The organism is Ensifer aridi (assembly GCF_002078505.1).
Lineage (GTDB): Bacteria > Pseudomonadota > Alphaproteobacteria > Rhizobiales > Rhizobiaceae > Sinorhizobium > Sinorhizobium aridi.
The window spans coordinates 223,822-249,148 of record NZ_LUAV01000012.1 but is presented as its reverse complement, the minus strand read 5'-3'; the positions used below and the strand labels follow the sequence as shown (position 1 = coordinate 249,148).

The 25,327-nt window shown below is 62.0% G+C and carries 26 protein-coding genes, 1 tRNA gene, 1 pseudogene and 1 riboswitch; of the genes and pseudogenes, 18 read left to right on the top strand and 10 right to left on the bottom strand.

Annotation, left to right across the window (positions count from 1 at the left end):
- Nucleotides 1–20 precede the first annotated feature (20 nt).
- The 4 genes from AYK65_RS11290 (at nt 21) to AYK65_RS11275 (ending at nt 5,603) form a co-directional block, all read left to right on the top strand.
- Nucleotides 21–1,208, top strand: coding sequence for a glycine C-acetyltransferase (locus AYK65_RS11290; RefSeq protein ID WP_081158364.1), 1,188 nt, complete (start codon nt 21–23; stop codon nt 1,206–1,208).
- Between the two features lie 70 nt (nt 1,209–1,278).
- A complete protein-coding gene (gene tdh, locus AYK65_RS11285; RefSeq protein ID WP_081158362.1) occupies nt 1,279–2,313 on the top strand; it encodes an L-threonine 3-dehydrogenase in 1,035 nt (344 codons plus the stop codon).
- Nucleotides 2,314–2,875: 562 nt separating this feature from the next.
- On the top strand, nt 2,876–4,933 hold the full coding sequence (rpoD, locus tag AYK65_RS11280; protein WP_026617903.1) for an RNA polymerase sigma factor RpoD: 2,058 nt from the start codon (nt 2,876–2,878) through the stop codon (nt 4,931–4,933).
- A 376-nt stretch (nt 4,934–5,309) separates the two neighbouring features.
- Nucleotides 5,310–5,603, top strand: a complete 294-nt coding sequence (locus tag AYK65_RS11275; protein WP_026617902.1) for a GYD domain-containing protein — start codon at nt 5,310–5,312, stop codon at nt 5,601–5,603.
- Between the two features lie 117 nt (nt 5,604–5,720).
- Here AYK65_RS11275 and AYK65_RS11270 read toward each other — a convergent pair whose 3' ends face one another.
- The gene (locus AYK65_RS11270) at nt 5,721–6,290 is read right to left on the bottom strand and encodes a transglycosylase SLT domain-containing protein (RefSeq protein ID WP_026617901.1); all 570 of its coding nucleotides are present in this window, start codon (nt 6,288–6,290) and stop codon (nt 5,721–5,723) included.
- Between the two features lie 204 nt (nt 6,291–6,494).
- On the opposite strand from AYK65_RS11270, the gene AYK65_RS11265 reads away from it, so the two are divergent.
- From AYK65_RS11265 to AYK65_RS11250, 4 genes are all read left to right on the top strand, one after another.
- Nucleotides 6,495–6,848: a DUF1428 domain-containing protein gene (locus tag AYK65_RS11265; RefSeq protein WP_026617900.1), complete on the top strand. Its 354-nt coding sequence runs from the start codon at nt 6,495–6,497 to the stop codon at nt 6,846–6,848.
- Nucleotides 6,849–7,058: 210 nt separating this feature from the next.
- Nucleotides 7,059–7,481 (top strand): secondary thiamine-phosphate synthase enzyme YjbQ, encoded by a 423-nt coding sequence (locus tag AYK65_RS11260; RefSeq protein ID WP_026617899.1) that lies wholly within the window; start codon nt 7,059–7,061, stop codon nt 7,479–7,481.
- A gap of 15 nt (nt 7,482–7,496) precedes the next feature.
- Nucleotides 7,497–7,901 carry a ketosteroid isomerase-related protein gene (locus tag AYK65_RS11255; protein ID WP_046118640.1) on the top strand — a complete coding sequence of 135 codons (405 nt, stop codon included), beginning with the start codon at nt 7,497–7,499 and terminating at the stop codon, nt 7,899–7,901.
- 227 nt (nt 7,902–8,128) lie between these two features.
- Entirely contained in the window at nt 8,129–8,497 is a 369-nt protein-coding gene (locus AYK65_RS11250; RefSeq protein WP_026617897.1) for a hypothetical protein, read from the top strand.
- A gap of 891 nt (nt 8,498–9,388) precedes the next feature.
- Here the strand turns inward: AYK65_RS11250 and AYK65_RS11245 are convergent.
- A tRNA-Ile gene (locus AYK65_RS11245) sits at nt 9,389–9,464 on the bottom strand.
- Nucleotides 9,465–9,616: 152 nt separating this feature from the next.
- Between AYK65_RS11245 and AYK65_RS11240 the strand changes: the two genes are divergently transcribed.
- Nucleotides 9,617–10,399 carry an SIMPL domain-containing protein gene (locus AYK65_RS11240; protein WP_026617896.1) on the top strand — a complete coding sequence of 261 codons (783 nt, stop codon included), beginning with the start codon at nt 9,617–9,619 and terminating at the stop codon, nt 10,397–10,399.
- A 267-nt stretch (nt 10,400–10,666) separates the two neighbouring features.
- On the opposite strand, the gene AYK65_RS11235 is transcribed toward AYK65_RS11240, so the two are convergent.
- From AYK65_RS11235 to AYK65_RS11220, 4 genes and pseudogenes are all read right to left on the bottom strand, one after another.
- The gene (locus AYK65_RS11235; protein ID WP_026617895.1) at nt 10,667–10,855 is read right to left on the bottom strand and encodes a hypothetical protein; all 189 of its coding nucleotides are present in this window, start codon (nt 10,853–10,855) and stop codon (nt 10,667–10,669) included.
- A gap of 166 nt (nt 10,856–11,021) precedes the next feature.
- Nucleotides 11,022–11,208: pseudogene (locus AYK65_RS33825) on the bottom strand (hypothetical protein).
- Nucleotides 11,175–11,420 carry a hypothetical protein gene (locus AYK65_RS11225; RefSeq protein WP_026617894.1) on the bottom strand — a complete coding sequence of 82 codons (246 nt, stop codon included), beginning with the start codon at nt 11,418–11,420 and terminating at the stop codon, nt 11,175–11,177. The pseudogene AYK65_RS33825 and the gene AYK65_RS11225 overlap by 34 nt, the downstream one beginning before the upstream one ends.
- Before the next feature lie 288 nt (nt 11,421–11,708).
- Entirely contained in the window at nt 11,709–12,548 is an 840-nt protein-coding gene (locus AYK65_RS11220; RefSeq protein ID WP_026617893.1) for a porin family protein, read from the bottom strand.
- Between the two features lie 174 nt (nt 12,549–12,722).
- Here AYK65_RS11220 and AYK65_RS11215 point away from each other — a divergent pair, with 174 nt between their 5' ends.
- From AYK65_RS11215 to AYK65_RS11205, 3 genes are all read left to right on the top strand, one after another.
- Entirely contained in the window at nt 12,723–13,142 is a 420-nt protein-coding gene (locus AYK65_RS11215) for a DUF1236 domain-containing protein (protein ID WP_026617892.1), read from the top strand.
- A 645-nt stretch (nt 13,143–13,787) separates the two neighbouring features.
- Nucleotides 13,788–15,020 (top strand): YcaO-like family protein, encoded by a 1,233-nt coding sequence (locus tag AYK65_RS11210; protein WP_081158581.1) that lies wholly within the window; start codon nt 13,788–13,790, stop codon nt 15,018–15,020.
- 178 nt (nt 15,021–15,198) lie between these two features.
- Nucleotides 15,199–15,432 (top strand): hypothetical protein, encoded by a 234-nt coding sequence (locus AYK65_RS11205; protein WP_081158361.1) that lies wholly within the window; start codon nt 15,199–15,201, stop codon nt 15,430–15,432.
- Nucleotides 15,433–15,567: 135 nt separating this feature from the next.
- Here the strand turns inward: AYK65_RS11205 and AYK65_RS11200 are convergent, their stop codons facing one another.
- The gene (locus AYK65_RS11200; RefSeq protein WP_026617889.1) at nt 15,568–16,362 is read right to left on the bottom strand and encodes a DUF1194 domain-containing protein; all 795 of its coding nucleotides are present in this window, start codon (nt 16,360–16,362) and stop codon (nt 15,568–15,570) included.
- A gap of 318 nt (nt 16,363–16,680) precedes the next feature.
- Between AYK65_RS11200 and AYK65_RS11195 the strand changes: the two genes are divergently transcribed.
- Both AYK65_RS11195 and AYK65_RS11190 read left to right on the top strand, forming a co-directional pair.
- Nucleotides 16,681–17,991 carry a glucoamylase family protein gene (locus AYK65_RS11195; protein WP_081158359.1) on the top strand — a complete coding sequence of 437 codons (1,311 nt, stop codon included), beginning with the start codon at nt 16,681–16,683 and terminating at the stop codon, nt 17,989–17,991.
- Nucleotides 17,992–18,052: 61 nt separating this feature from the next.
- Nucleotides 18,053–18,862, top strand: a complete 810-nt coding sequence (locus tag AYK65_RS11190) for a (2Fe-2S)-binding protein (protein ID WP_081158358.1) — start codon at nt 18,053–18,055, stop codon at nt 18,860–18,862.
- A gap of 81 nt (nt 18,863–18,943) precedes the next feature.
- On the opposite strand, the gene AYK65_RS11185 is transcribed toward AYK65_RS11190, so the two are convergent.
- Entirely contained in the window at nt 18,944–19,729 is a 786-nt protein-coding gene (locus AYK65_RS11185) for a CbtA family protein (RefSeq protein ID WP_046118813.1), read from the bottom strand.
- A gap of 202 nt (nt 19,730–19,931) precedes the next feature.
- Nucleotides 19,932–20,108, bottom strand: coding sequence for a CbtB domain-containing protein (locus AYK65_RS11180; protein WP_026617885.1), 177 nt, complete (start codon nt 20,106–20,108; stop codon nt 19,932–19,934).
- A gap of 40 nt (nt 20,109–20,148) precedes the next feature.
- A riboswitch (cobalamin riboswitch) is annotated at nt 20,149–20,411 on the bottom strand.
- 196 nt (nt 20,412–20,607) lie between these two features.
- On the opposite strand from AYK65_RS11180, the gene AYK65_RS11175 reads away from it, so the two are divergent.
- Entirely contained in the window at nt 20,608–21,084 is a 477-nt protein-coding gene (locus AYK65_RS11175; protein ID WP_026617884.1) for an anthrone oxygenase family protein, read from the top strand.
- A 140-nt stretch (nt 21,085–21,224) separates the two neighbouring features.
- Nucleotides 21,225–21,575, top strand: a complete 351-nt coding sequence (locus tag AYK65_RS11170; protein ID WP_081158356.1) for a VOC family protein — start codon at nt 21,225–21,227, stop codon at nt 21,573–21,575.
- Nucleotides 21,576–21,614: 39 nt separating this feature from the next.
- Here AYK65_RS11170 and AYK65_RS11165 read toward each other — a convergent pair whose 3' ends face one another.
- On the bottom strand, nt 21,615–22,898 hold the full coding sequence (locus AYK65_RS11165; protein WP_046118814.1) for a cystathionine gamma-synthase family protein: 1,284 nt from the start codon (nt 22,896–22,898) through the stop codon (nt 21,615–21,617).
- Nucleotides 22,899–23,023: 125 nt separating this feature from the next.
- On the opposite strand from AYK65_RS11165, the gene AYK65_RS11160 reads away from it, so the two are divergent.
- Both AYK65_RS11160 and AYK65_RS11155 read left to right on the top strand, forming a co-directional pair.
- Nucleotides 23,024–23,482 (top strand): Lrp/AsnC family transcriptional regulator, encoded by a 459-nt coding sequence (locus AYK65_RS11160; protein ID WP_046118815.1) that lies wholly within the window; start codon nt 23,024–23,026, stop codon nt 23,480–23,482.
- Between the two features lie 156 nt (nt 23,483–23,638).
- Nucleotides 23,639–25,321, top strand: coding sequence for an alpha/beta hydrolase (locus AYK65_RS11155; protein ID WP_081158355.1), 1,683 nt, complete (start codon nt 23,639–23,641; stop codon nt 25,319–25,321).
- The last annotated feature ends 6 nt before the right edge of the window (nt 25,322–25,327 follow it).

The window sequence follows — 25,327 nt, the reverse complement described above, 5'->3', positions numbered from 1 at the left end:
TTGCTTGAAAGCGGCCCGCCATGACCTCAGCCTTCCTCTCGCACCTCCGCTCCGAACTCGAAGGCCTGAAATCGGCCGGGCTTTACAAGTCCGAGCGCGTCATCACCTCCAAACAGGCGGGCGAGATCGAAGTTGCATCCGGTAAGCGCGTCCTGAATTTCTGCGCCAACAACTATCTCGGCCTTGCCGATAACGAAGAGCTTGCCGAGGCCGCGAAGAAGGCGCTCGACCGCTACGGCTACGGCATGGCGTCCGTGCGCTTTATCTGCGGCACCCAGGAGGAGCACAAGCAACTCGAGGCGCGGATCTCGTCCTTCCTCGGCATGGAGGACACGATTCTCTATTCCTCCTGTTTCGACGCCAATGGAGGGTTGTTCGAGACGCTGCTCGGCGAAGAGGACGCGGTCATTTCGGATGCGCTGAATCACGCCTCGATCATCGATGGCGTACGCCTCTCGAAGGCCAAGCGCTTCCGCTACGCCAACAATGACATGGCGGCACTCGAAGAGGAGTTGAAGAAGGCCGAAGGCAGCCGCTTCAAGCTCATCGCTACCGATGGCGTCTTCTCGATGGACGGCATCATCGCCAACCTCAAGGGCGTCTGCGATCTTGCGGAAAAATACGGCGCGATGGTCATGGTCGACGATAGCCACGCGGTCGGCTTCGTCGGCAAGCATGGCCGCGGCTCCGCGGAACATTGCGGCGTCGAGGGCCGGATCGACATCATTACCGGCACGCTCGGCAAGGCGCTCGGTGGCGCTTCCGGCGGCTATACCTCGGCAAAGGCCGAGATCGTCGACTGGCTGCGCCAGCGCTCGCGGCCTTATCTCTTTTCGAACACTCTCGCCCCGGTAATCGCCGCCGCTTCGCTCAAGGTCTTCGAACTGATCGAGAACGGCCACAGCCTTCGCGACCGGCTCTACGCAAACGCAGCGCTCTTCCGGGCCGACATGTCGAAGCTCGGCTTCACGCTTTCCGGCGAAGGGCACCCGATCATCCCGGTCATGCTCGGCGACGCGGCGCTGGCGCAGGAGATGGCGGCGCGCATGCTGGAGAGGGGCGTTTACGTGATCGGCTTCTCTTTCCCGGTGGTTCCGCGAGGACAGGCGCGCATCCGCACGCAGATGTCGGCCGCGCATAGCGAAGCAGATGTGCGCCGCGCGATCGCGGTGTTTGAGGAGGTCGGGCGGGAGTTGGGCGTGATTTGAAAGGCTGCGCTAGCGGGGAGAGTGGCAAGTTGGTAACCGCGCGAAACGCGGAGGAGCGAGGATCTCTAAGATGACCAACATGATGAAGGCGCTGGTCAAGACGAAGCCGGAGGTCGGGCTTTGGATGGAGCGTGTACCGGTGCCGGAGATCGGCCCGAACGACGTTCTGATCCGCGTCAAGAAATCGGCAATCTGCGGCACCGACGTTCACATCTGGAACTGGGATCAGTGGGCGCAGAAGACTATTCCCGTGCCGATGGTCGTCGGACACGAATTCATGGGCGAGATCGCCGAAGTCGGCTCGGCCGTCACCAAGCATCATGTCGGCGAGCGGGTTTCCGGCGAAGGCCATATCGTCTGCGGCAAATGCCGCAACTGCCGCGCGGGGAGGGGACATCTCTGCCGCAATACGCTTGGTGTCGGCGTCAACCGCCCCGGCTCCTTCGCCGAGTTCGTCTGCCTGCCGGAGTACAACGTCGTGTCGATCCCGGATGATGTACCGGACGAGATCGCCGCCATTTTCGATCCTTTCGGCAATGCCGTGCACACGGCGCTCTCCTTCGATCTCGTCGGTGAGGATGTGCTGGTCACCGGCGCCGGACCAATTGGCATCATGGGCGCGCTGGTCGCCAGGCGATCGGGCGCCCGCAAGGTGGTGATAACCGACATCAACCCCGTCCGTCTCGATCTCGCGCGCAAGGTCGGGATCGATCACGTCGTCGACGCATCGAAGGAGAATCTCGCCGACGTGATGCGGTCGATCGGCATGACCGAGGGCTTCGACGTCGGGCTGGAGATGTCGGGGGCCGCGCCCGCCTTCCGTGACATGATCGACAAGATGAACAATGGCGGCAAGATCGCGATCCTCGGCATTGCGCCGGCGGGCTTCGAGATCGACTGGAACAAGGTCATCTTCAAGATGCTCAACCTGAAGGGCATCTATGGTCGCGAGATGTTCGAGACCTGGTACAAGATGATCGCCTTCGTTCAGGGCGGGCTCGACCTCTCGCCGATCATCACCCATCGCATCGGCATCGACGACTTCCGCGACGGCTTCGAGGCCATGCGCTCCGGCAATTCCGGCAAGGTTGTGATGGACTGGTAGGGGAGCCGGCAAAGTTCTCTGCGATTGGTCGAGTGACAAGTCGAGAAGCGGAACGCTATTGCGAAATGGCGCACCGGTGACCTATTTTGCTGGAATATTTTTGCGTTTGCTGTTTGTGGCGGTCGCGCCGCCCATTTCGCGCCAGTTTTTATTGCTTGGTCCCGGGAAAACCAGGGCGGCTCTTGTCTTTCTTCGGGTCGCACCTACATGTTGAGCGAAAGCTGATAAACAGCACAAAACCCCGCCAGTCAGCGTTTTTTGCCGATTTGCGCGGTTTTTCACCGGAAACGCTTGACGGGATCAAAAATTCTGGGAATCACCATTTCAAGCAGAAATGGCGACATGGTACGGCGGATAGGAAATCATGCCAGGGACGTTTCAGTGGCAGGACTGTCGAAGCTTGCCCGTTCAACCGCGATCGCTGTCGTGGTTAATCAGGAATTAAACATCATCCCGTTACGTCAGGGGAAATGAAGCGGTGGCGGGTACGCGGCGTGCCCGGACCTCCGAGCGGCATTGGCACCGGGCGCAGGCCGGTTGCGACAAGGAAAGCGACGAATAAATGGCAACAAAAGTCAAAGAAAACGAAGAAGCAGACGTTGAACGCGAAGGCACTCCGGACGGTCCGCTTCTCGATCTTTCCGACGACGCTGTCAAGAAGATGATCAAGGCCGCCAAGAAGCGCGGCTATGTAACCATGGACGAGCTCAACTCCGTCCTGCCTTCCGAGGAAGTGACCTCCGAGCAGATCGAGGACACGATGGCCATGCTTTCCGACATGGGCATCAATGTCATCGAGGACGAGGAAGCAGAGGAAGTCGCCGGCGGCGACGACGACGACGGCGGCAGCGATGACAGCGACGGCGAGGGCGGCGAGCTCGCAACCGTCGGCGGCACGGCGCTTGCAACCGGCAAGAAGAAGGAGCCGACCGACCGCACCGACGATCCGGTGCGCATGTACCTGCGTGAGATGGGCTCGGTGGAGCTTCTCTCTCGCGAGGGCGAAATCGCCATCGCCAAGCGCATCGAGGCCGGCCGCGAAACCATGATCGCCGGGCTCTGTGAAAGCCCGCTTACCTTCCAGGCACTGATCATCTGGCGCGACGAATTGAACGAGGGCCAGACGCTCTTGCGCGAGATCATCGATCTCGAAACGACCTATTCTGGTCCCGAGGCCAAGGCTGCCCCGCAGTTCCAGAGCCCGGAGAAGATCGAAGCCGACCGCAAGGCGGCCGAAGAGAAGGAAAAGGTCCGCAAGGCGCGCGTTGCGGCGAACGATGACGACATCACCAATGTCGGCGGCGATATGCCTCCGCCGGAGGAAGAGGAAGAGGACGATGACGAATCGAACCTCTCGCTTGCGGCTATGGAGGCCGAGCTGCGTCCGCAGGTGATGGAGACGCTCGACCTCATCGCCGAGACCTACAAGAAGCTCCGCAAGCTGCAGGATCAGCAGGTGGAAGCGCGCCTTGCCGCGACCGGCACGCTGTCGCCGGCGCAAGAGCGCCGCTACAAGGAGCTGAAGGACGAGCTGATCAAGGCGGTGAAGTCGCTGTCGCTCAACCAGAACCGCATCGATGCGCTGGTCGAGCAACTCTACGACATCTCCAAGCGCCTGACGCAGAACGAAGGTCGGCTGCTTCGCCTCGCGGAGTCCTACGGCATCAAGCGTGAGGCCTTCCTCGAACAATATTCGGGCGCCGAGCTCGATCCGAACTGGATGAAGTCGATCAGCAATCTTGCCGGCAAGGGCTGGAAGGAATTTGCCAGGGCCGAGAACCAGACGATCCGCGATATCCGGCAGGAGATCCAGAATCTCGCGACCGAGACCGGCATCTCCATCGCCGAGTTCCGCCGCATCGTGTCAATGGTGCAGAAGGGCGAGCGCGAAGCGCGCATCGCCAAGAAGGAGATGGTCGAGGCGAACCTGCGTCTCGTGATCTCGATCGCCAAGAAGTACACGAACCGTGGCCTGCAGTTCCTCGATCTTATCCAGGAAGGCAATATCGGCCTCATGAAGGCGGTGGACAAGTTCGAGTATCGTCGCGGCTACAAGTTCTCGACCTATGCGACCTGGTGGATTCGGCAGGCGATCACCCGTTCGATCGCCGACCAGGCCCGCACGATCCGCATCCCGGTGCACATGATCGAGACGATCAACAAAATCGTGCGCACCTCGCGTCAGATGCTGCACGAGATCGGCCGCGAGCCGACGCCGGAGGAACTGGCGGAGAAGCTCGCCATGCCGCTCGAGAAGGTGCGCAAGGTCCTGAAGATCGCCAAGGAGCCGATCTCGCTCGAAACGCCGGTCGGCGACGAGGAGGATTCGCATCTCGGCGATTTCATCGAGGACAAGAATGCGCTGCTGCCGATCGATGCGGCCATTCAGGCGAACCTGCGCGAGACGACGACCCGTGTTCTTGCCTCGCTCACGCCGCGCGAAGAGCGCGTGTTGCGCATGCGCTTCGGCATTGGCATGAACACCGACCACACGCTCGAAGAGGTCGGCCAGCAGTTCTCGGTCACCCGCGAGCGTATCCGGCAGATCGAAGCGAAGGCGCTACGCAAGCTCAAGCATCCGAGCCGTTCGCGCAAGCTGCGCTCGTTCCTCGACAGCTGATCGCCGGTTTTCTAGCGAAACCTAAAGAGTGGAGCCGGGCGCTTGCGCCCGGCTCTTTCTTTTCGCGGCCGCGGTATCAGTTGCTTGTTCGCCCCCGGCAGCGGGACTATACTTTGCGGCTTGCAGCGAAGGGGCACTGGTTTGCAGTGCGAGAGACGTAGTTGCACCCGCAGGCGTCCAGTCGTGCCTGAGCCTTTCATGTCTAAGTGGAACATTCTGCCGGGCATCTTTCCGCTGGCAGCACGCGCCATGTAGGCATGAAGGCTGTAGGGCACCGCGCCGGCACTCGAGGCGCAAAAGCGCTCCAGCCCTTTCGAAATCGGAGCATCTTGGCCGCCTTTCATCGAAGGCGGGATGGCTCTACGGGAGGTGTGATATGACCACTTACGTCGTACTTCTCAATTGGACCGAGCAGGGTATCAAAAACGTACGTGAATCTCCTCGGCGGCTTGATGCGGCCAAGAAGCTGCTTCAGGAGATGGGCGGCTCCTTCAAGGAGTTCTATCTGACCATGGGCGAATACGACATGGTCGCGGTCTGCGAAGCGCCGGACGACGCGGTGGCTGCGCGGTTCGCCTTGACCCTCGGCATGAACGGCAATGTGCGCACGCGCACCTTGAAGGCTTTCCCCGAAGCGGCCTATCGGGAGCTGATCGGTACGCTCGGCTAGATCGCTGCTCAGTGCCGCGCCCTCGCGGTCCCCGCCTGCGGGGCGAGGGCGCACCGGTCGATGCTACATCGGAATGGCGGCGGCACGTTTCGCGCTCGCCGTGCAGAGCTTTCTCTGTCAGGAACCGCAACCGCGCAACTGGCGTGTGTAGATTGCGGCCATGCCCGCCGCCCTCTTGGCGCCAGTCTTGGCCGTGTCGCTCCAGTTGCCGCGCTCGTAGCCGCCGTGGCCATGGTAGTAGGCGATATAGAGCCGGTAGGTGTCGTTGAGCGCTATGCCGTTCTTCCGATGGCTCTCGCTATGGTACCAGGCGATAAAACGGATCGCATCGGCGAAGTCGGTCCGGCGCGCCAGCCAGCGACCCGTTTCGCCTTGATAGCGGGCCCAGGTGCCGTCGAGCGCCTGCGAATATCCATAGGCCGAGGAGACCCGCGTCCAGGGAATGAAGCCGAAGAGCTTGGTACGCGGCGGCTTGGCGTCATGGCGGAAGCCGGATTCCGTATAGATCGTGGCCATCAGCACCGGAACGGGCACGCCGTATTCACGCTCCGCCTGATAAGCGGCTCGGCGCCAATTGTTGAAAAGGCCATCTCGCTGCTCGAAAACCGCACAGGCGTTCCGGGTATCTTTCGGCACCGTTCCGCAGCCGGCCAGCAACAGGAGAACGACGACAAAAACGCAACGCATCGCGGAACCTCTCGTTTGCGAGAGATTGATAAAGCGTAAACGTTAAGGATCGGTTTTGAGGAGAAGTCGAACGATCGCCGCGAGCGCCAGTCGCGATAAAACGAGAAGAGCCTTTCCGACAGCCGCATCATGAAAATCACATCGCATGTCGGAACCTTTTCGTTTCGATCGTCCTTTGTTGTCTTTCAAACGGAGGAGACGAACATGGCATATGTCGACGGTTTTATCGTTGCGGTACCGAAGGCCAACATCGAGGCTTACAAGGACATGGCACGAAAGGCGGGCGAGGTGTGGAAGGAGCATGGTGCGCTCGAATATATCGAATGCCTCGGCGACGACGTGCCCTATGGCGAAGTCACATCCTTCCCGCGCGCAGTTCAGGCCAAGGAAGACGAGACGGTCGTTTTTTCTTGGGTCCGCTACAACTCGCGACAGGATCGCGACGCGATCGTCGCCAAGGTCATGGCGGATCCGCGGCTCCAGGGTGACGAGTGGAAATCCGTTTTCGACGGCAAGCGCTTGATCTACGGCGGATTTGAGCCTTTCCTGGAGATGTAGGATCGGCGGCGATTTAGGGATAGAGTCATGCGGTAATCAAATGCGTTGCCTACAGCGCCGCGTCTTATCAGACGCGCAAAGGGCGCTGTAGCACTTTGAATCGCTGCATGTTTTCATCCTTAAATCGCTTGCGATTTAAGGAAACATGCAGCGGCCGCACCTTTGCGCGGGGGCGGGCAATGCCGCTTGCAAGGCAGCGGAAAGAACAGGATGCCGCAGACCGTCGTCACCATCGCCACCAAGGGGCAGGGGCTCTACGAGTTTACCACTGAAGCCGCCGATTTCGTGCGGCGAGCGGGCGTGCCGGAGGGGCTGCTCACCGTGTTCGTCCGCCATACCTCCGCATCGCTGATCATCCAGGAGAACGCCGATCCGGACGTCAAGCGTGACCTCCACGCGTTCTTTCACCGGCTGGTGCCGCCTTCCTCCGATCCCTCCATGCAGTGGGTGGTGCATAGGATGGAGGGGGCGGACGATATGCCTGCCCATATCAAGGCCGCCCTCACGCAAGTTTCGATCGGGATACCCGTCATGGACGGGCGCCTGACGCTCGGCACCTGGCAGGGGCTTTACCTTTTCGAACACCGCGATCGGCCGCATCGCCGCGAGATCGTCCTGCACCTCGGCGGCTAGTAGAAGGAGGAGGGAATGCCAGACGCCCAAACGATTGCCAGCCGGTTTATCGACGCCCTGAACGATCGCGATTTCGACGCGCTCTCCCGTCTCCTCGACGAAGACGTCGCGCTCGATTCGCTCACCGGTCAGCGGACCGTCGGTGCCGTTCCTCTCAGAGCATGGGTGATGAACTATCTGCGCCATTTCGACGAGAGCTTCGGCGACATCGTGCTGATGCGCGACGCCTTCGGCCAGCGGGTGGCGGCCGATACGACGGCGCGGGGCACCTACCGCGAGACGATGGCCGGCCTTCCCGAAGCCTCGGGCCAGAGCTATTCCATTCCGAGCGTCTTCGTCTTCGAGATCGAGGACGGTGTCATCACCCGCCTCAGCCACTACCGCAATCTTCGCCTCTTCGAGCGGGAGCTGACGGGCTGAGCACGCCTGCTGCAATCGTCGAAATCCCTTGAATCAATCGCTTGGCGGCGCTCCGCAGGGGCGGAGCATTGTCTGAAACACGTATCGCGTTTCTGTCCCGTTGTTCCAACGAGATCTTGAATCTGAATACCGCATGAACGGAGGGTTCCGATACCGTTCAGTTTGTCCGGTCTATCTTTGGCGCAAATAGCCAGTTCGAAACCCTTCGCCTACACCGGAGAAACGCCATGAAGAAATTCCTCGTCAATGCCGCCGTCGCCGCCGTGCTCGGAATGACCGGACTTGTGAGTGCGACTACCACGGCTTCGGCCGATCAGCTGATCTTCGAATTCGGTCAGGGCGGTGGCGTCCACTACCGCGACCGCGACTATGACCGCTGGGACGACCGGCGCGATTGGCGGCGCGATCGTTGGGAACGCCGCGGCCGCTGCGAACCGTGGCTTGCCGTCGACAAGGCACGTGACCGCGGCCTGCGCCGGGCCCACGTTGCCGACGTCTCCCGCCGCCAAGTCGTCGTCCAGGGCCGTCGCTACGGCGAGCGCCAGGCAATCATCTTCGCAAACGTGCGCGGATGCCCGATAATCGGCCGCTGGTAATCCTTGAATTTCCGTCTTGTCTCCCCCGGCCGACGGAAATGGAGCCCTCACGCCTGGCGTGGGGGCTTTTCTGCATGCGAGTCCATTGACTTGGGCGAGAGTGCGGGAGCGCTGGAATTCACAGCGCCCGTCATCCTTTCCTTAAGAGAGCGGCACACACCGTTCAGCTTTTTTGTTGTCGTTTGCGGCAGTCAGCGCTTTGGCGGCGATACGAGCGGTCCGTGGGGTTTTGCTTCCGCGCCGACGGCTGCGAGGTCAATCGCTGGCTAGTAGTGAGCGGCAGCGCTGTCGATTGGGAGAGATTTAGCAAGGGGACCTATGCCGCGCCTGAAGAGACCGCCCGTGTTCGCGGACTAAAAACTAGTGTCGCGAGAGGCGAAATTAAGCGGAGCCCGTGCCTTTACGCACAGGCTCCGCTTTAAATTGCTTCTGAAATGAATAGGTGTTGAGCAAGAACGACGGATAACGACCTAGGGCACCATGAACGGCGATCTATAGCCCAATAGTATTAGCCCGGTTGCGCAGCTTCCCTCCGCGCTCAGCTTTTTTACCTTTGCCCCGAACCACCGAGTGAACAGCACCTCTGAGGCGCGCGGGCCGCGACAGCCGAGCGCCGCAGAGCCCCCGTCGCCATCGGCTGCTCGAGCGCACGCCATGAAGCGAGCCCTCGCCGATGGCTCTGGCCTTGGAACTGGATCCAAACCGGCGTGGCGTCCTCCTCCTGCGGTTGCCGCACCGCGTCGAGCTCGCTCTCAGCACAAGTTCCGCGGCCCGCTACCCGCCGAGTCGTGGCGGGCCTGAGAGCTGAAAAGATGCGGAGAAAGCGTGTCCAAAATTGTTTTGTCCGCATTTTGGACACAGGGGAAAATAACGTAGTAAAAACAAAGATTTTGGTGGGCCCGGAGGGACTCGAACCCCCAACCAAGCGGTTATGAGCCGCCGGCTCTAACCATTGAGCTACAGGCCCTGCTGCCGTATGCCGGCTGTTGCGAACCAATGGCAATTCGCAAGCTGTCAATGGCTCTAGCGGAAAACCTTTTTGCCGACAAGCCATTGCCGCAATACCTACACAATCGATAAGCATGGAATCGACGAATAAACAACCGGAGAGACACATCCATGATTGCTACACGCATTGCCCGCACGGTTCATGTCGCCGCTGTCGCCGCCGCCTTTGCCGGTGCCTTGGCGTCCGCCGCTGCGGCGGACGACAACGTTGCCGGCAAGGGGGACAAGGGGCGCCTGGACGGCATCAGGGGCCGCCAGGCGGTGATCAAGGTCTCCGGTGAAGGCCGCTCGACAACCGCTCCCGACATGGCGATCCTGCAACTGAGCGTCGTCAAGGACGCCAAGACCGCGCGCGAGGCGCTCGATGCCAACAACAAGGCGATGGAGGACGTGCTGGCGGCGCTGAAACAATCCGGCATTGCCGAGCGCGACCTGCAGACGAGCGGCTTCTCGATCATGCCGCAATACAACTACCCGCAGAACAATGACGGCGGCAACCGACCGCCGGAGCTCGTCGGCTATCAGGTCGTCAATGGTGTCAGCGTGCGCGTGCGCGATCTTACCAAGCTCGGCGAAGTCCTCGACAAGTCGGTCACCCTCGGCGTCAATCAGGGCGGCGGCATCGAATTCACAAACGACAAGCCGGATGCTGTGATCACTGAGGCCCGCAAGGCCGCCGTCGCCGACGCCATCAACAAGGCGAGGGTCCTGGCCGAAGCGGCCGGCGTCTCGCTCGGCCGGCTGATCGAGCTCGCGGAGCAGCCCGACCGGCCCGAGCCGATCCCCGTGGCGCGCAGCATGGCCAAGGAATTTGCCGCCGATGCAGTGCCGGTGGCAACCGGAGAGAACGCGTATAACGTCACCGTCAACGTGACCTTCGCCATCGAGCAGTGATCGGTCTCGACGCGGTGGACCCGGCCCAGCGCGGGGTGTCGTCGAGAGGTAGAGCACCCTCGTCCGGCTTGCCGGCCACGTTTTCCCGCACGCGCGGAGAAGGGATCTCCTGTTGCCGTCCTCGCCTCTTCGTGGCGCCATGTGACGTAAACGGTAGAAACACCTTTCAACCGACCCGGCCACATAGCCGGGTCTGTTTTTTTGGTGCGCAGCTTCATTTTGCGACCGCCCGCGTCAGCGATGAACGCGGGATCCTATCGCCAACCCTCAGTATCTCCACTTGGGAGCGCGTTTGGCGTTGTGCAGCAGCTCGCGAGCCGTAGCGAACCGACCGAATAGCCGACGAAGTCGGATCTCTTCTTTCTCACCCAATTGATTTTGTTGGCAAAATTCGTGGACGTTCCAAACCTTGGTAACGGTGTGCTTCGAAAGCTTTTCGGTCTCGACATGCTCCATCTTGCTCCTCCCAGGCAGTGGACGGTCAGACTATGCTACTAAAGTCTAATTAAGCAAGAAATAAACTAAGTATTACTTATTGCTGGCGCTATCCTCCTCTGGCGACGGGCGATCATGCGGCAGGTCGAGCGGCTACGGCGGCTGCTGCCGCCTCTCGTTTTTCCGCTTAGACTATTAGCTGCACGATATGAGCGAACGGCGTCATAGCCCACTTACCGCTGCGTCCTTTACGGTTCTGTAAATGATGACGTCACGGCCGACCGTGAACTCTGCATGCATGCTGATCTCATTGCCGGTTGAGAGAAGGCCCTGAGTTCGGTCACATGTCGTTGCTTAATTTGCTCACTGACCAAATCAGCTTTTGATTTTTGCGGCCGGCGCGGTAAGTCGACGAGCCGACTCGCAGGCCACCGAGCAAGAGCGGCATAGTATCTGGACCGACGCCGCGGCCGTATGTGCGCTCCCAATTATCGAGCTTCGCGACGTAGCCCTGCTGCAGCCCGGATTTGAGCTCGAGGTTGCTCATGTTGAGCGCCGCTCGCCGCTCAGCCATTGCCTTCACCATCGAAAGTTGCCCCGGAGTTGCCCAACGGGCTTAGCGCGCGACCTCAAGCCGGGTCTTGCCGCGCGGCGACTTTCACGGTCCTCAACAACGGAAAGTGCATCCGTCGCAAGGCGCTTGCGATGTACCGGAAAGGTAAGATCGCGCGTCTAAACAAAGCCCGCCATTTCAAGCGATCAATTTCCGACGCCGATTTTCGAGAGCGCCCTTCAATATCACGAGGCAAGCAATGACGGTTGCTCGTGCCGTGCGGGTATCCGGCGCGCGCGTTCGGTCCGACGGAACAGCGGATCAGAAGGCCAGGCGGTTGTTGGACCAGACAGGGCCGAGGCGCTCTTCCTCCCGCAGGGTTGCCGAGCCAAAGGAGAAGCGCAAGCCGCCGAAGATCGTGCTGGTGTTGCCGGAAAGCGATTCACGGAAACCGGAGAGCTCTTCATTCACATATTTGTAACCGGCGAAGAGCGTGACGGGGAAGGCCTCGGGCCGGTAGTTGGCCGTCAGCTTCAGGGTACGCAGATCGTAATCGATGTCGCTTTCCGAGATGCGGTTGAGGGAGCCGTCGATGTCGAAGCGAATGTTGTCGGTCGCGTATATGCGTGCGCCGAGCGCGCCCATGTAGTGGTCGGCGTCGATGCCTTCCATCCGCGTCTGGCCGTAGCCGAGCGCCCCGTGCAGGGTCCAGGTGTCGAGGAAATAGGCGCCTTCGAGGCCGCCGAGGTAATCGTTGATATGGGTGTCGATGCCCGGATCGAGGCGTGCCGCCTGCAGGAAGACGCCGGCTGCATAAGTGTTGTCGCGGTAGTAGCCGTGGAGCGCGCCATCGTAGCTGTTCGTGTCGAGATCGTCGTACGAAGCGCGGGTGTAACCCAGGTCGACCTGCAGGTTCATTCCGGAGCCGGCGTCGAAGTTCACCGCACCTCGCAATTCCCAGGTATCCGTATCGATACCGCCGGGCGCATCGACGGCGGCGCCATAGGAGCCTTCGATATAACCGGCGACGCCGCCTGAAGATTGTTCTACCGGCACCTCATAATTATCCTCAGGCCCGACCAGGGGCCCGTCGATATCGGCCGCCGCCGCGAGCCGCGCACCTGAAAGAAGAATAACGAGAAGACTGCCCGCCCGGATCATTGCCCCATTCCCTTTGCAAACCCCGCGAGGAACGTAAACGAGTATGGTTAATGCGATCTCTACGCGTGTAAGGCCTCTGCCCCTTGGCAGTACCTACGGCGAGGCAAATACGGGAACACTCTCGGGCCCTGTGTGTTGTCCCCTGGAAGGGACTCATAACAAGGAGAACTTCTGATGACAGGTATTCTCATCAAGAGTGCTATTGCCTTGGGTGTCGGATTGAGCTCGATGGCTGTCCCTGCTGCGGCGGAAGACACATCGAGGAACAGTGCCGTAACCGGCGCGGCCGGCGGAGCCGCCACGGGCGCGATTGTCGGCGGGCCGGTCGGTGCCGCTATTGGTGGTGTTGCTGGGGCGATCGCTGGTGCGGCCCTTGACCCGCCTCCGCCGAAGGTGATCGAGTATGTGGAAGCGCAGCCGCTTCCGCCACAACCGATCGTAATCCAGGAGCAGATTGTCGTGGGCAAGCCGTTGCCTGAGACGGTCGTCCTCACTCCCATTCCGGAAGACACCCGCTACGCCTACGCCGTGGTCAACGAGCAGCGCGTGATCGCGGACCCGAAGACCCGCACGGTGGTGCAGGTGATTCAATAAAAAAAGCGTCACCCGGTGAGCTTCCAGGCTCGCCGGGGTTTTGCGCCGGGCGCTTCCCCTACAACGCGCCGGAACTAGCCCCTTTGAAACTCCGCAATTCCGACGTCACGCTTTTCCTGAAATGCTCTGATGAGCGGCAGGTGTTGCGCCGTCGTATTCTGGCGTCGCTGACGGTAGGGCAAAAATATGAAAGCGCGCTTGTTTGGGCCAAGCGCGCTCCAGGCGAACGATCTTCGGAGGGGTGCCGGCGCCCTCGATCGAACAGGATCAATATAGCATCAAAGCGACGGCCGAACAACGGCGCACCCGCGGTCCGATCGGTTATCGGCCGCAGACGCCTACTGCATGTCTCCTTAAGTCGGCCTCGATTCAGGGACAAAGGACATGCAGCAATTCAAAGTGCTACAGCGATGTTTGCGCCTCTGATGAGACGCGCAACGCTCTAGGCGGCGGGTTGCTATGTTTCCGCTATTTGAGCATGCTTCGGGGGGTGTTCCGGACATTCGAGAGCGCTTCGACATTGGTCGTGAGGGTGGGTGAGGGCATGGAGGAAGGCTTTGCTGTCTTCACCGCCGGCCGGCGGTGGCGCCTGCGATGCTCGGTCAGATGAGCGGGGGTGACTGGCCCGTCGACAGCATTCAACCGATGGGCGACGAGACGCCGAGGGAAAGCATCGAGGCCGAGCGCCGCGCGGCGTCGCGCGGTGCCTATTCCGACCGGGTGTGCAGTCCGGAGGAGACACTTGCCCGTGTTCGACCTTTTCTTGCCGGTTTCGGCGTGACGAGGGTCGCCCGACAGACGGGCCTCGATAATGTCGGGATTCCGGTCTGGTGCGCCTTTACGCCGAACGCAAGGTCGATCGTCGTTGCGCAGGGCAAGGGCCGGACGGATGCGGACGCGAAGGTGTCGGCGATCATGGAAGCGCTGGAGCGCGCCGTCGCCGGCGAGCCGGCCGTCGAAACGGTTGTCGACACCGCCCGCAATCTCGGCGCTTTCGGGCGTGCCGCCGATCCGCTTCCCAGCCTCACCGCGGCGGGGCGGGAGGATGTCGGACCGGATGAAGAAATAACGTGGGTCGGCGGCGTCGATCTTGTCTCCGGCCGCGATGTCTTCGTGCCGCTCGAGGCGGTCCTGCTCGACCGCACGCGTCCTTCGCGCTTCTGGATGTCGTCCGACGGGCTCGCGTCGGGAAATGTCGTCGAGGAAGCCACGTTGCATGGCATCCTCGAACGGGTCGAGCGCGATGCGCACGTTCTCTGGCAAGTGTCCGGTCCTGAAGCCCGCCATCGCAAATGCGTTGCTCCCGAGGCCTTCGGCGATCCGGTGCTAGGCCAGCTCATCGAGCGCATCAAAGCGGCGGGGCTCGAGCTCCGGCTTTTCGACATCACCAGCGACACGAATATTCCTGCCTTTCTCGCGCTGCTCGCGCCGAGCAACGTTGTAACCGGCGGGCAAGTGCGCTTCGTCGAGGTGACGAGCGGCTGCGGAGCGCATCTCTTCCCGGTCCGGGCGGCGATTCGAGCGGTGACCGAGGCGGTCCAGTCGCGGCTCACCTATGTCAGCGGCGCTCGGGACGACGTCCATCCCGAGGCCTTCAGTCGACCCCTGCCGGAAACGACACGGCGCGCCTTCCTGGCAGAGCCGCGCCAGTTCGCGCTTCGCACCCCCTGCGTCGGTGTCGGCCTCGGTTCTCTGTTGCCTTGCACCATCGATCGTGTGAAGGAGGCGGGTGTCCGGTCCGTCATCGCGGTACGGCTCTCTGCGGACCGTTTTCCCTTTTCCGTCGTGAAGGTTGTCATTCCCGATCTCGAAAGCCCCGAGGGCAACAGGGCGCGTCGTTTCGGCTTGCGCGCGCTGTCGCGGGCGATCTCGTCTTGAATGGCGCTTCTCGCTGAATCCCCACTCATGGGCCTCGCTAATTTCTCCTCACAAATTCGTCCGAGCCCTCTAATTTTGGTGGAACGTGACCAGAATAACTACTTTGGCGTGTGCAACGCTCGTGCAACGCGCGTAAACGGCGGATTCGTTTATAGTCGGGCTCAGGTTAGCGTACGCAGTGGGGGTTCGAATGACTAAGCATGTTTTACCTTCGACGGACACTGAGTCGGAACTCGCGAGCATGGCGAGGATGCTGACACATATCCGCGATAGCGCCCGAGCGCTGGATGCCCAGGCGGTGGAATATTGCGTCGAGATGGCGTTGCACGCCGTCGCCGACGAGATACGCCACCGGCACGAGTTCGTCATCACGGGCGCGGGCCTCGATACGTCGACTCGTCGGTTGCAGTGAGGGGAACGGGGCGTCCCGTCGCCGGGCGCCCAGGCAGATCATCCCGGGCGGGAAGGGCAAAGTGCGATGCGACGAGAAGGCCGCACGCATTTTTGGCCCCGTTCCGCGCGCGCCGTTCCAGTGGCGGAAAAAGTTCTAACGGTCGAGCTCCGGATAGACCCGGTCGAGAAATCCCGGCCGGAGCTTTTCTCCGATCATGCAATCTGCCACGGGTTCGCCGGCGGCGAGGCTAAGCGTAGGTCTGGGGGCCACGCCGCTCACCTCGAGGATCAGTTTCTGGCGGATCGCGACCGCGAAATCCTCGGCCTCATGCACCGGAAGCACGAACGAGCCGGGGCCGCCGATGACGCATTCCGCATAGTATTGATCGAGTGGACCGGTTGAAACCGACGGGCGGATCAAGATCGCAAGGCCGTTGATCACAATCCCGCGTGCTATTGCGTCGTTGCGGGCAGGGGCTACGGGCGGCCCGGTATTGTTCGGGCCGTCGCCGGAAATGTCGATGACGCGCCGCGCCCCGGAGAAGGTATTCGAGTCGATCAGGTTCGCGCCAAAAATGATTGCATTCGAGATCGAGGTGCCGCGGCGTGTGCCGATCGGCCGTGCTTCCACCTTGGCGGCAAAGGCTTCAGCGTCCTCGGCATCGTCGATGATCTGCCAATTGACGACGGAGGCCTCGTTCACGAGCCCCGCCCATTCGAAATAGCCTATGGCGATGCGCCCGAGGAAGCCTCCCTTGACCGCGTTGATGAATTCCGGGTGCCTCAATGCCTGGAGGTAGCCGGAGCGTTGCACCCGCGCCTCCTCCATGTCCATCGAGCCGGACATGTCGACGGCCAGCACCAGTTCCACATCGACATCCGCGGGCATGGCGGCCGACTGTATCGGGCTTCCACTGAGAGCCAGGATCAACGCCATCACGCTCAACATCGCATCAGCCAATCATCATGATCAACGCATCGGCACGAACCGTCCCCGCCCCGACACCAGCTTCGCCGCAAATCAGGCGTTGCTTTGCCGGTGATACCATCCGATGAATGTAGCACAGGATTGGAAATCGGCGACTGTTGCCGCAGAGCCGGCCTACAATATTCGGTGATCGCCAGGCGTGCGGGGCGCCTAAAACAGTTCCCCTGGGCGCGGGCGAATAATCTCGATACTGCGCCGCCAGGGTGTCGGGGTGGTCGACGCGTCCAAGCGGATAGCGCTGCCGCAATCTGACCATGGTCCTCAAAGAGATACCCGTGAATGTTCCACAGGCCGAATTCGGATCTCGCACGCGTCGACCGTCTGCAACGGGCGGCGTTCGAGTATTTTCTCAAATATTCCGATCCGAGTACCGGCCTTGTGGCCGATACGTCGCGCGAAGGTTCGCCGTCGAGCACCGCTGCCACGGGCTTCGGCCTTTCCTGCTACCCGGTCGCGGTCGAGCGCGGCTGGATAGGACGCCATGAGGCCGCGTCGCGCGTGCTGACGACCCTGCGCTTCTTCGCTGGCAGTCGGCAGGCGAGCGATGCGCAGGCGACCGGCTATCGCGGCTTCTACTATCATTTCCTCGACATGCGCACAGGCGAGCGCACCTGGCGGAGCGAACTCTCGACCATAGACAGCACGCTGCTCCTTGTCGGCGCTTTGACGGCGGCCGCCTATTTCACGGGGGCGAGCGCGAATGAAGCGGAAATTCGACTTCTTGCCCTGCGGCTCCATGAAAGGGCGGATTGGACCTGGGCGCTCAATCGCGGCGACACCGTGACGATGGGCTGGCGGCCGCCCGGGCGCTTCCTGAAACACCGATGGCACGGCTACAGCGAGGCACAGCTTCTCTACGTGCTGGCGCTTGGGTCGCCGACGCACCCGATCGCTCCGGAAAACTATGAAGCCTTTACGACCGCGCACGAGTGGCTGACGGTCGAGGAAAGGACCCATCTCCATGCCGGGGCGCTTTTCATCCACCTCTTTCCGCATGCATGGATCGATTTCCGCGGCATCCGCGACAGAGGCATGCGGGAGAGGGCAAGCGACTATTTCGCGAATACGCGCCGGGCGATCGCGCTGCAGCGCGCCTATGCGGAGGAGAATCCGCACGGTTTCTCCGGCTATTGCCGCGACCTCTGGGGACTCAGCGCCTGCCACGCGCCGAGAGGGCGGATGCGCCTCCGCGATGGACGCTGGCAGAGACTGCTGGGCTACGCGGCGCGCGGCGCTCCCTTCGGCGCCGACGACGGAACGCTTGTCCCGTGGGCGTCGCTTGCAGGCCTGCCATTCGAGCCGGATGCTTGCCTCGCCAGTCTCTCCCACCTGATGCGGCAATATCCGGGACTCATGAGCGAGGAACGGCTTCCCGGCGGCTTCAATCCGAGCTTACCAGGCGCGGGACCCGAGGGTTGGGTGGATGACAGGATCGTCGGGCTTGACCAGGGGCTATTGGTTATGATGATCGAGAACTGGAGAAGCGGGCTCATTTGGGAGTTGACGCGCGGCATTCCAGCGATCACGCGTGGGCTGCGCAAGGGCGGCTTCGAGGGCGGCTGGCTTTCGGCGCCCGTTTCTCGGGTCTGAAGGGGAGCAAGCGGGGTTGCAGGCGCGGCAGGGCAGGGGCACATCGGCGGAAGAGGGCGCTATGGCTGCCGTCACATGGCTCGCGGATGCTTTTGCGGAAGTGGCCTGTTCACTTGCCACCGGGGCGGCGGGATTCCGCTCCTTGGCGGCGTTCTGGGCCGAGGCTTCGGCCGACCTTGAAACGGTTCTCGCGTACCAGGATCGTTTCGCATCCGGAATGGACGACAAGATCCGAGCGGCGCATCTCATTGCCTTCTACAGCCATCAGTTCGGCCTCGCTGCCGGTGCGATCTATCTCGTCGGCGGAGTAGTCCCTGAGGTGACGGATCTGCGCTTCGAAAGCTATCAGAGGTTGGTGGGAGGCCGTATGGTCGAGGCCGGCCGCTTCCATTTCCTTGCCAGACTGCCGCGGGCTGCGGACGAGGCGGCGTCCACGGATGCGGACGGGGTTTTCCACGATAGTTTCATCGCGCAGCTAAAACCGGTGATCGCGCTTATCAAGCGGCGCTGCGGGCTCTCGTCCCGCGCCCAGTGGCGCCTTGCCGCCGACGGCCTCGCCGGCGCTTTCCTCGACATCGGGCGGCGGCGAGGAGCCGAGGCCGATGCAATGGAACGGGCGCTGGCGATCGTCAAACGCGTGGGCTCGCCGCTTTATTCGCGGGAACTGTGCTACGAGAGAATTGACGCCGCGCCGGGCCGCGGTCCGGGAGAGCAAGTGCTTTCCCGGACTTACCGGATGCGTGGCGGCTGTTGCCTCTACTACCGCAGCGACGGGGGCAGCTACTGCGATACGTGCGTGCTGCTTAAGCCGGAGCTTCGGCGGGAGCGGCTGCGGGAGCATTTGCGGGACGGGGGCGCTTTAAGCGATTGAACGAGAAGAACTTTCCGCCCCCTCATCCCGCTGCCGCGACCTTTCTCCCGCGGGCGGGGAGAAAGTGCCGCGCCGTGCCGGCTAACCCGGCTTGACGAACCGCTCGTTGATGAAGCCGGAGACGACACCGAGGACAAGCCAGAAGGCGAGGGTCGTCGCCAGAGCCGCGACGGCGAATTCGGCGCCGAGGACGGCTGGAACATTGCTGGAGATATCGAGCGGCTGCGGCGCGCCATAGGCATGAGGAGCTGCGATCAGAGCAAGCCCGGAGATCTTGGCGATCACCTCCCGGCGGAGCGCCACCAGATAGAGGCCGACGGCCGAGAGCAGCACGGTCGCAGCCCACCAGGTCTGCCGGTCGCCGAGCTCGGCTGCCGGGAAACCAGGGAGTTCCGGCGGAAGGCCGATCGCGGGCAGCAGGTGAACGGCAAGCCAGCCGAAGGCGCCCCAGAGCGCACCGTTTTGAAGTGTGATCGGATAGCCGATTACCAAGCTGACGCCGGCCAGAAGCAGCGAGAAGCCGGCGCCGGTCACGAGATTGGCGAGAAGCGTGCCGGAGAAGCGGCTCATGCCGAACATGACGCCGCCTTCCTCATGCCCTCCCTCGTGCTCATGGGCATAGGCCGGGGTAATCGGCGAGAGCGTTGCCAGCATCGTGCCGAATGGCGAGGCGTCGTTCAGCGAGTGCTGATGGTCGGTTGCCGCCGGCTGCTGGCCGCTCGGCTGGTTGGGGGCGGCCGGCGCTTCGCCTTCAAATTCCTCAGCATGGAGGATCAGCGGGGTGACGCGTAGCTCCTGAGCGGCCGTCATGAAGACGCCCGATATCAGCCCGGCCACGATCGCGGCCAGAAGTGTTTTGACGATCATTGTCGATTTTCCTCAATCCGGCGCGCGGGCTGTCCTCGCGACATCGGCAGGCGCCATTTCCCGTTGCCATATAGGCAGGCCGACGCCGGCACGCGAAGCGGCAAGCGCGCATGCTCTACGGCAAGTGCGCTCATGCTCCTCACGCTGGAAGTCGGTCTGCCGCCGGTCGATGTGGAACGCGGCAAGCGTCCCATCACATCGCTTAATGGCAGGGGAAGCCGTAGGCATGACGAGTGTCGTGTGCGGTGTCGTGCAGCACCGCCGAGTTTGCGAGGCCTGCGCCGAAGACGAGGAAAGCGCCGATCATCAGGGCGACGAAGCCCGCGGTCAGACGATCGCTGAGGGAGAGCGGAATGCTCGAGACGGTAGACGTAGCCATGACAACCTCCGTGATGGCAAGGGATGTTCCCGGATGGGCACTATGCCCGCATCGATTGGCAGGTTTCCTGGCTCGCGGCGTCAGGTGAGACACCAGGGACTTGCCTCGCCTTCCCAGGTCAAACCGCCTCTCGCGGTCCCTCCCAGTGGCTTTTTCCGGATCGCTCCGGAACGGCAAGTTCACGCCGCTCTACAGTCGCGGGGTCGGCCGTGATTGAGATGCCCAGTGTGGGTCCATCCGTCACGTTCCCGTTTACTCCCGAAAAGCGTTCGCATTCCGGGAACCAACCGATCAGAGATGATTAGGTTCGCGCGCTGGCGATGTCAATCGAGTGGATGCTGAAAGTGTGAAGCGGCTTTCCGCGCATTCGCATCGCCCTCGAAGAGGACCACTGGTGACTGTGGCGCGACGGTCGGCTATCTCTTCAGTTGAGTACACGCCCGTGTGATTTGCACACCGTGCCTGCAGAGGCTGCGATTCGTATCTGGAGAACTGTGCGATGATTGCCCTTATCCCCGTCCTGGCCTTTGCTGCCGTCATCGGCTCCGGTCTGATAGCTGGCCTCTTCTTCGTTTTTTCCGTCTGCATCATGCAGGCGTTGTCGCGACTGCCGCCCGAAGAGGGTATCGCTGCGATGAACGCCATCAACGTAGTGATCCAGAATCCGCTGTTCCTTACCGCGTTCATGGGGACGGCGCTTCTCGGCCTAGTCCTTGTCGTTACCGCCCTCTGGGGCGGGGAGGGGAGCTGTCTGCTGGCGGCGGGCGGGCTCGTCTATTTCATCGGCACGCTGGTGGTAACGATGGTCTTCAACGTGCCGCTCAACAATGCGCTTGCCGCCGCCGCTCCCGGCCAGGCCGCAACCGAACTCTGGCAACAGCGCTACTTGACCGACTGGGTCTGGTGGAACCATGTCCGAACGCTCGCCTCGATCGCATCGCTCGCCCTTTTCGTGCTGGGCTTCGCGCGCGTCTGAGGCGCTGGCGGTCACGACAGTGCGATACTCTTCATCCTGTCGCTCTGATCGGCTGCCGCGACCGTTGTCACTTGATTGCTGCCGGCTCTGTTATAAGCGCAGGGGCGGTGAGGGCGGCCTCATCAATTCGGGAGGGTCAAATGACAGTCCGGCGTATCATGCCAAACCTTCAGGTGTCCGATCCGCAACGTGCGCGCCATTTCTACACGGATCTGCTCGGCCTCGAGGTGGTGATGGATCACGGCTGGCTCGTCACCTATGCGGCGGTGGGCGGCTCCGCCGTGCCGCAGGTGAGCTTCGCCACCGAAGGCGGATCGGGAACGCCGGTGCCGGCGCTCTCGATCGAAGTGGACGACGTAGACGAAGTCTATGAGCGTGCCAAGGCTGCGGGCGCAGAGGTCGTCTACGATATCACCGACGAGCCCTGGGGCGTGCGGCGCTTCTTTCTGCGCGACCCGCTCGGCAACATCGTCAATATCCTAACGCATTAAGTCATCCTAACACATTAAGTTGGCGCCGCCCCCACCGCATCAGATGGTCGTCAGAGCATTGGCGACATCGGCGACGAGATCGTCCGGATGCTCGATGCCAATTGACAGGCGGATGGTGGATTCGAGCACGCCGATGCGATGACGCACCTCGATCGGCACGCCGGAATGGGTCATCGCAGCCGGGTGGCTGGCGAGGGACTCCGTACCACCAAGGCTGACGGCGAGCTTGAAAATCTGCAATTCATTGAGGAAGCGGAACGCCGCCTCCTCGCCGCCTGCGATGTCGAAGGAGAAGGTGGAACCGGCTCCGCTGCACTGCGCGGCGTAGACGCGGCTGACCGGAGACGCCTCGTCATGGAAGGGCAGATAATGGATGCGCTCGACCTTCGGATGATCGCGCAGGAATTCGGCGACGATGCGGGCATTGTCGTTCGCCTTCTGCATGCGCACGGACAGCGTCTCCAGCGACCGGCCGATCATCCAGCAGGAATGCGGATCGAGTTGCGTGCCGATCGAACCGCGAAGCGCCTTCACCTGCTTGATCAGTGCCTTGGAGCCGAGCACTGCTCCGGCGATCAGATCGGAGTGGCCGCCGACATATTTGGTCAGCGAGTAGAGCGAGAGATCGGCGCCATGTTCGATAGGGTGCTGGAAGACCGGTCCCAGCAGCGTGTTGTCGCAGGCGACGATCGGCCTGGCGCCCTGTTTCTCGCCGATGCGGTCGGCGATGCGGCGGATCATGGCGATATCGACGAGGCTATTGGTGGGATTGGCGGGCGTCTCGATAAGGACCGCAGCGACACGGCCCTTACTCATTGCTTCTTCCGCCGCGGCACTGACCGCCGCCTCATCGATGCCGTCGGCAAAGCCGACGGCGGAGATGTCGAGATTGCGGAAGGTCTTGGCGAGCAATGTCTCGGTGCCGCCATAGAGCGGCTGGGAATGCAGTATGGCGTCTCCGGGACGCACGAAGGCGAGCAGCGTCGTTGCGATCGCCGACATGCCGGATGAAAACAGCGCGCCCGCTTCCGCCCGCTCGAAGATGGCGAGCCGGTCTTCGACGATCTCGCTGTTCGGGTGGTTGAAACGGGAGTAGACGAGCCCAGCGCCCACGCCGGCAGGCGGTTCGCGCCGCCCGGAGACGAAATCGAAGAAGTCGCGGCCCTCTTCAGCCGAGTGAAAGACGAATGTGGAGGTGAGGAAAACCGGTGGCTTGACGGCGCCCTCCGAAAGCTCGGGATCGTAACCATAGTTCAGCATCAGCGTTTCCGGATGCAGTTTATGGTTGCCGATATGGGTCTTGGACGGGTGCGGCGCGGTCATGGTTCTCTCCTCGGTGCAGGGGACGCGACTACCAGCTAAATTATACCAAACGCCTGGGCCGATCCTTGCTATTTGCGATCACTTCGTTTTGATGTGGCGCAACTTTTTGCCGGAGCAGAAACGATATGGCGCAAAAAATTGCCGATGAGACGGATCGCCGGATTCTGAAGGAGCTGATTTCTGACGCGAGGATCACCAACAACGAACTTGCCGAGCGCGTAGGCCTTTCTCCGTCGCCCTGCCTCCGCCGCCTGCGGCGGCTGGAAGAAACAGGCGTCATCCGGGGCTACACGGCGCTCGTCGATCCGGCGATCGAGGGCTGGACAATGACGGCGATTGCAACGGTGAGATTGAGCCGGCAGCACGAGGACGAGATCGTTATGTTCGAGGAGGCGGTCCGCGGCTGGGAGGAGGTGCTTGAGTGCCATCTTGTCACCGGCTCGCGCGATTATGTGCTGAAGGTAATGAGCGCCGGTCTCGACCATTACGAGCGCTTCATCAAGGAGAAGATCGCCCGGCTCAAATGCGTCGCGTCGATCGAAACGAGCTTCGTGATGAACACGATCAAGGAGCGCAGAATCTAGGGCGGAATCCGACCAGGACTCCCCGGTTCCCCGCCCTGCGAGGGACGGCATGGTTGACTGTGGGGGAGCGGAAAGCGACATTGCCGCCAGCGCGTCGCTCGCGCCGGACAATCAGCGAGTATTGCGGCGACAACGCCCGCGAAGTGGAGGTCCGCGATGGAACACGTTCAGCAGACGGACCTGCCGAGGCCGTTTCCGCGTCATCTTTTGAGCCTCCTGCGTTCATTCTCCACGAGCGGGCTGCTCGTCGGGTTCCTCTTCTTCGCGGTTTCGCTGACGCCAAGTCTCATACCGCGGCCCTATCTCATTCAGGCGGTAATCTCCGGCTTTTCTCTTGCCGCCGGCTACGCGATCGGCGTGTTTCTACGCTGGCTCTGGTCCTTCTTCGAACTTCCGGAGCCGACGGTGCGACGGGCGCGCACATTGAAAATCGCCGCGGCGATCGTCTCGATCGCGGCCGCCGCCGTCTTCCTGTGGCAGGCAGCGGGCTGGCAGAACACGGTGCGCCATCTCATGGGGCTTGAATCGATCGAGAGCGCGGAACCGTTGAGGATCGGCCTCGTTGCAGGCCTGCTTTTCGTCGCGCTCGTCTTCCTGGCGCGGCTGTTCCGGTTGACTTTCCGCGTTCTTTCTCGATGGCTGCAATATTTCCTGACGCGACCCATCGCCAACGCCCTTGGCGGGCTCATCGCCCTCGCGCTCTTCTGGTCGGTGGCGAATGGGGTGATCTTCAAGTTCGCGCTTCGTGCGGCGGACAGTTCTTTCCAACAACTCGATGCGCTTATCGATCCCGATATCGCACCCCCTGTCGATCCCGCCAAGACAGGCAGCGACGCGTCTTTGCTGAACTGGGACGAGCTTGGTCGGCAGGGGCGCCAGTTCATCGCCTCCGGTCCGACGGGAGCCGAGATCGGCGCCTTCTTCGGCGGTGCTGCCCCTGACCCGGTGCGCGTCTATGTCGGGCTGAATTCCGCGGAGACCGCTCAGGATCGGGCAAAACTGGCGCTCGAAGAACTGAAACGCGCCGGCGGCTTCGAGCGCAAGTCGCTCTTCATCGTCGTACCGACGGGCACCGGCTGGATCGATCCGGCGGCGCTCGACACGCTCGAATATCTGCTGCATGGCGACGTTGCGAGCGTGGCGGTGCAATATTCCTATCTCACGAGTTGGCTGTCGCTGCTGGTCGAGCCGGGTTACGGCTCAGAAGTCGCCAATGCGCTCTTCGACGAGATCTACGGCTACTGGACGACGCTGCCGAAGGACCGGCGTCCGAAGCTCTATCTGCATGGTCTGAGCCTCGGGGCGATGAACTCGCAAGGCTCCGTCGATCTCTTCGACGTGATCAGCGATCCTTTCCAGGGCGCGCTCTGGAGCGGACCGCCCTTTCAAAGCGCGCTCTGGCTTTCCGTGACGGCCAATCGCGTTCCCGATTCGCCCGCCTGGCTGCCGCGCTACCGGGACAGCTCGATCATCCGCTTCACGAACCAGGAGAATTCGCTCGAGATTCCCGGTGCCCGATGGGGTGCGATGCGCATCGTCTACCTGCAATATGCAAGCGACCCGGTGACCTTCTTCGACCCGCGCTCCTTCTATCGCGAACCCGACTGGATGAAGGCGCCGCGCGGGCCGGATGTATCGCCGGCATTGAGCTGGTTCCCAGTCGTCACCGGGCTGCAATTGCTCGCCGACATGGCGCTGGCCACGACATCGCCGATCGGCTACGGCCACGTCTACGCACCCGAGCACTATATCGACTCCTGGATGGCAGTCACCGACCCGAAAGGGGTGACGGCCGCGGACGTCGGCCGGCTGAAGGCCGAGTTCAAGGGCAAATTCTAACCTGCC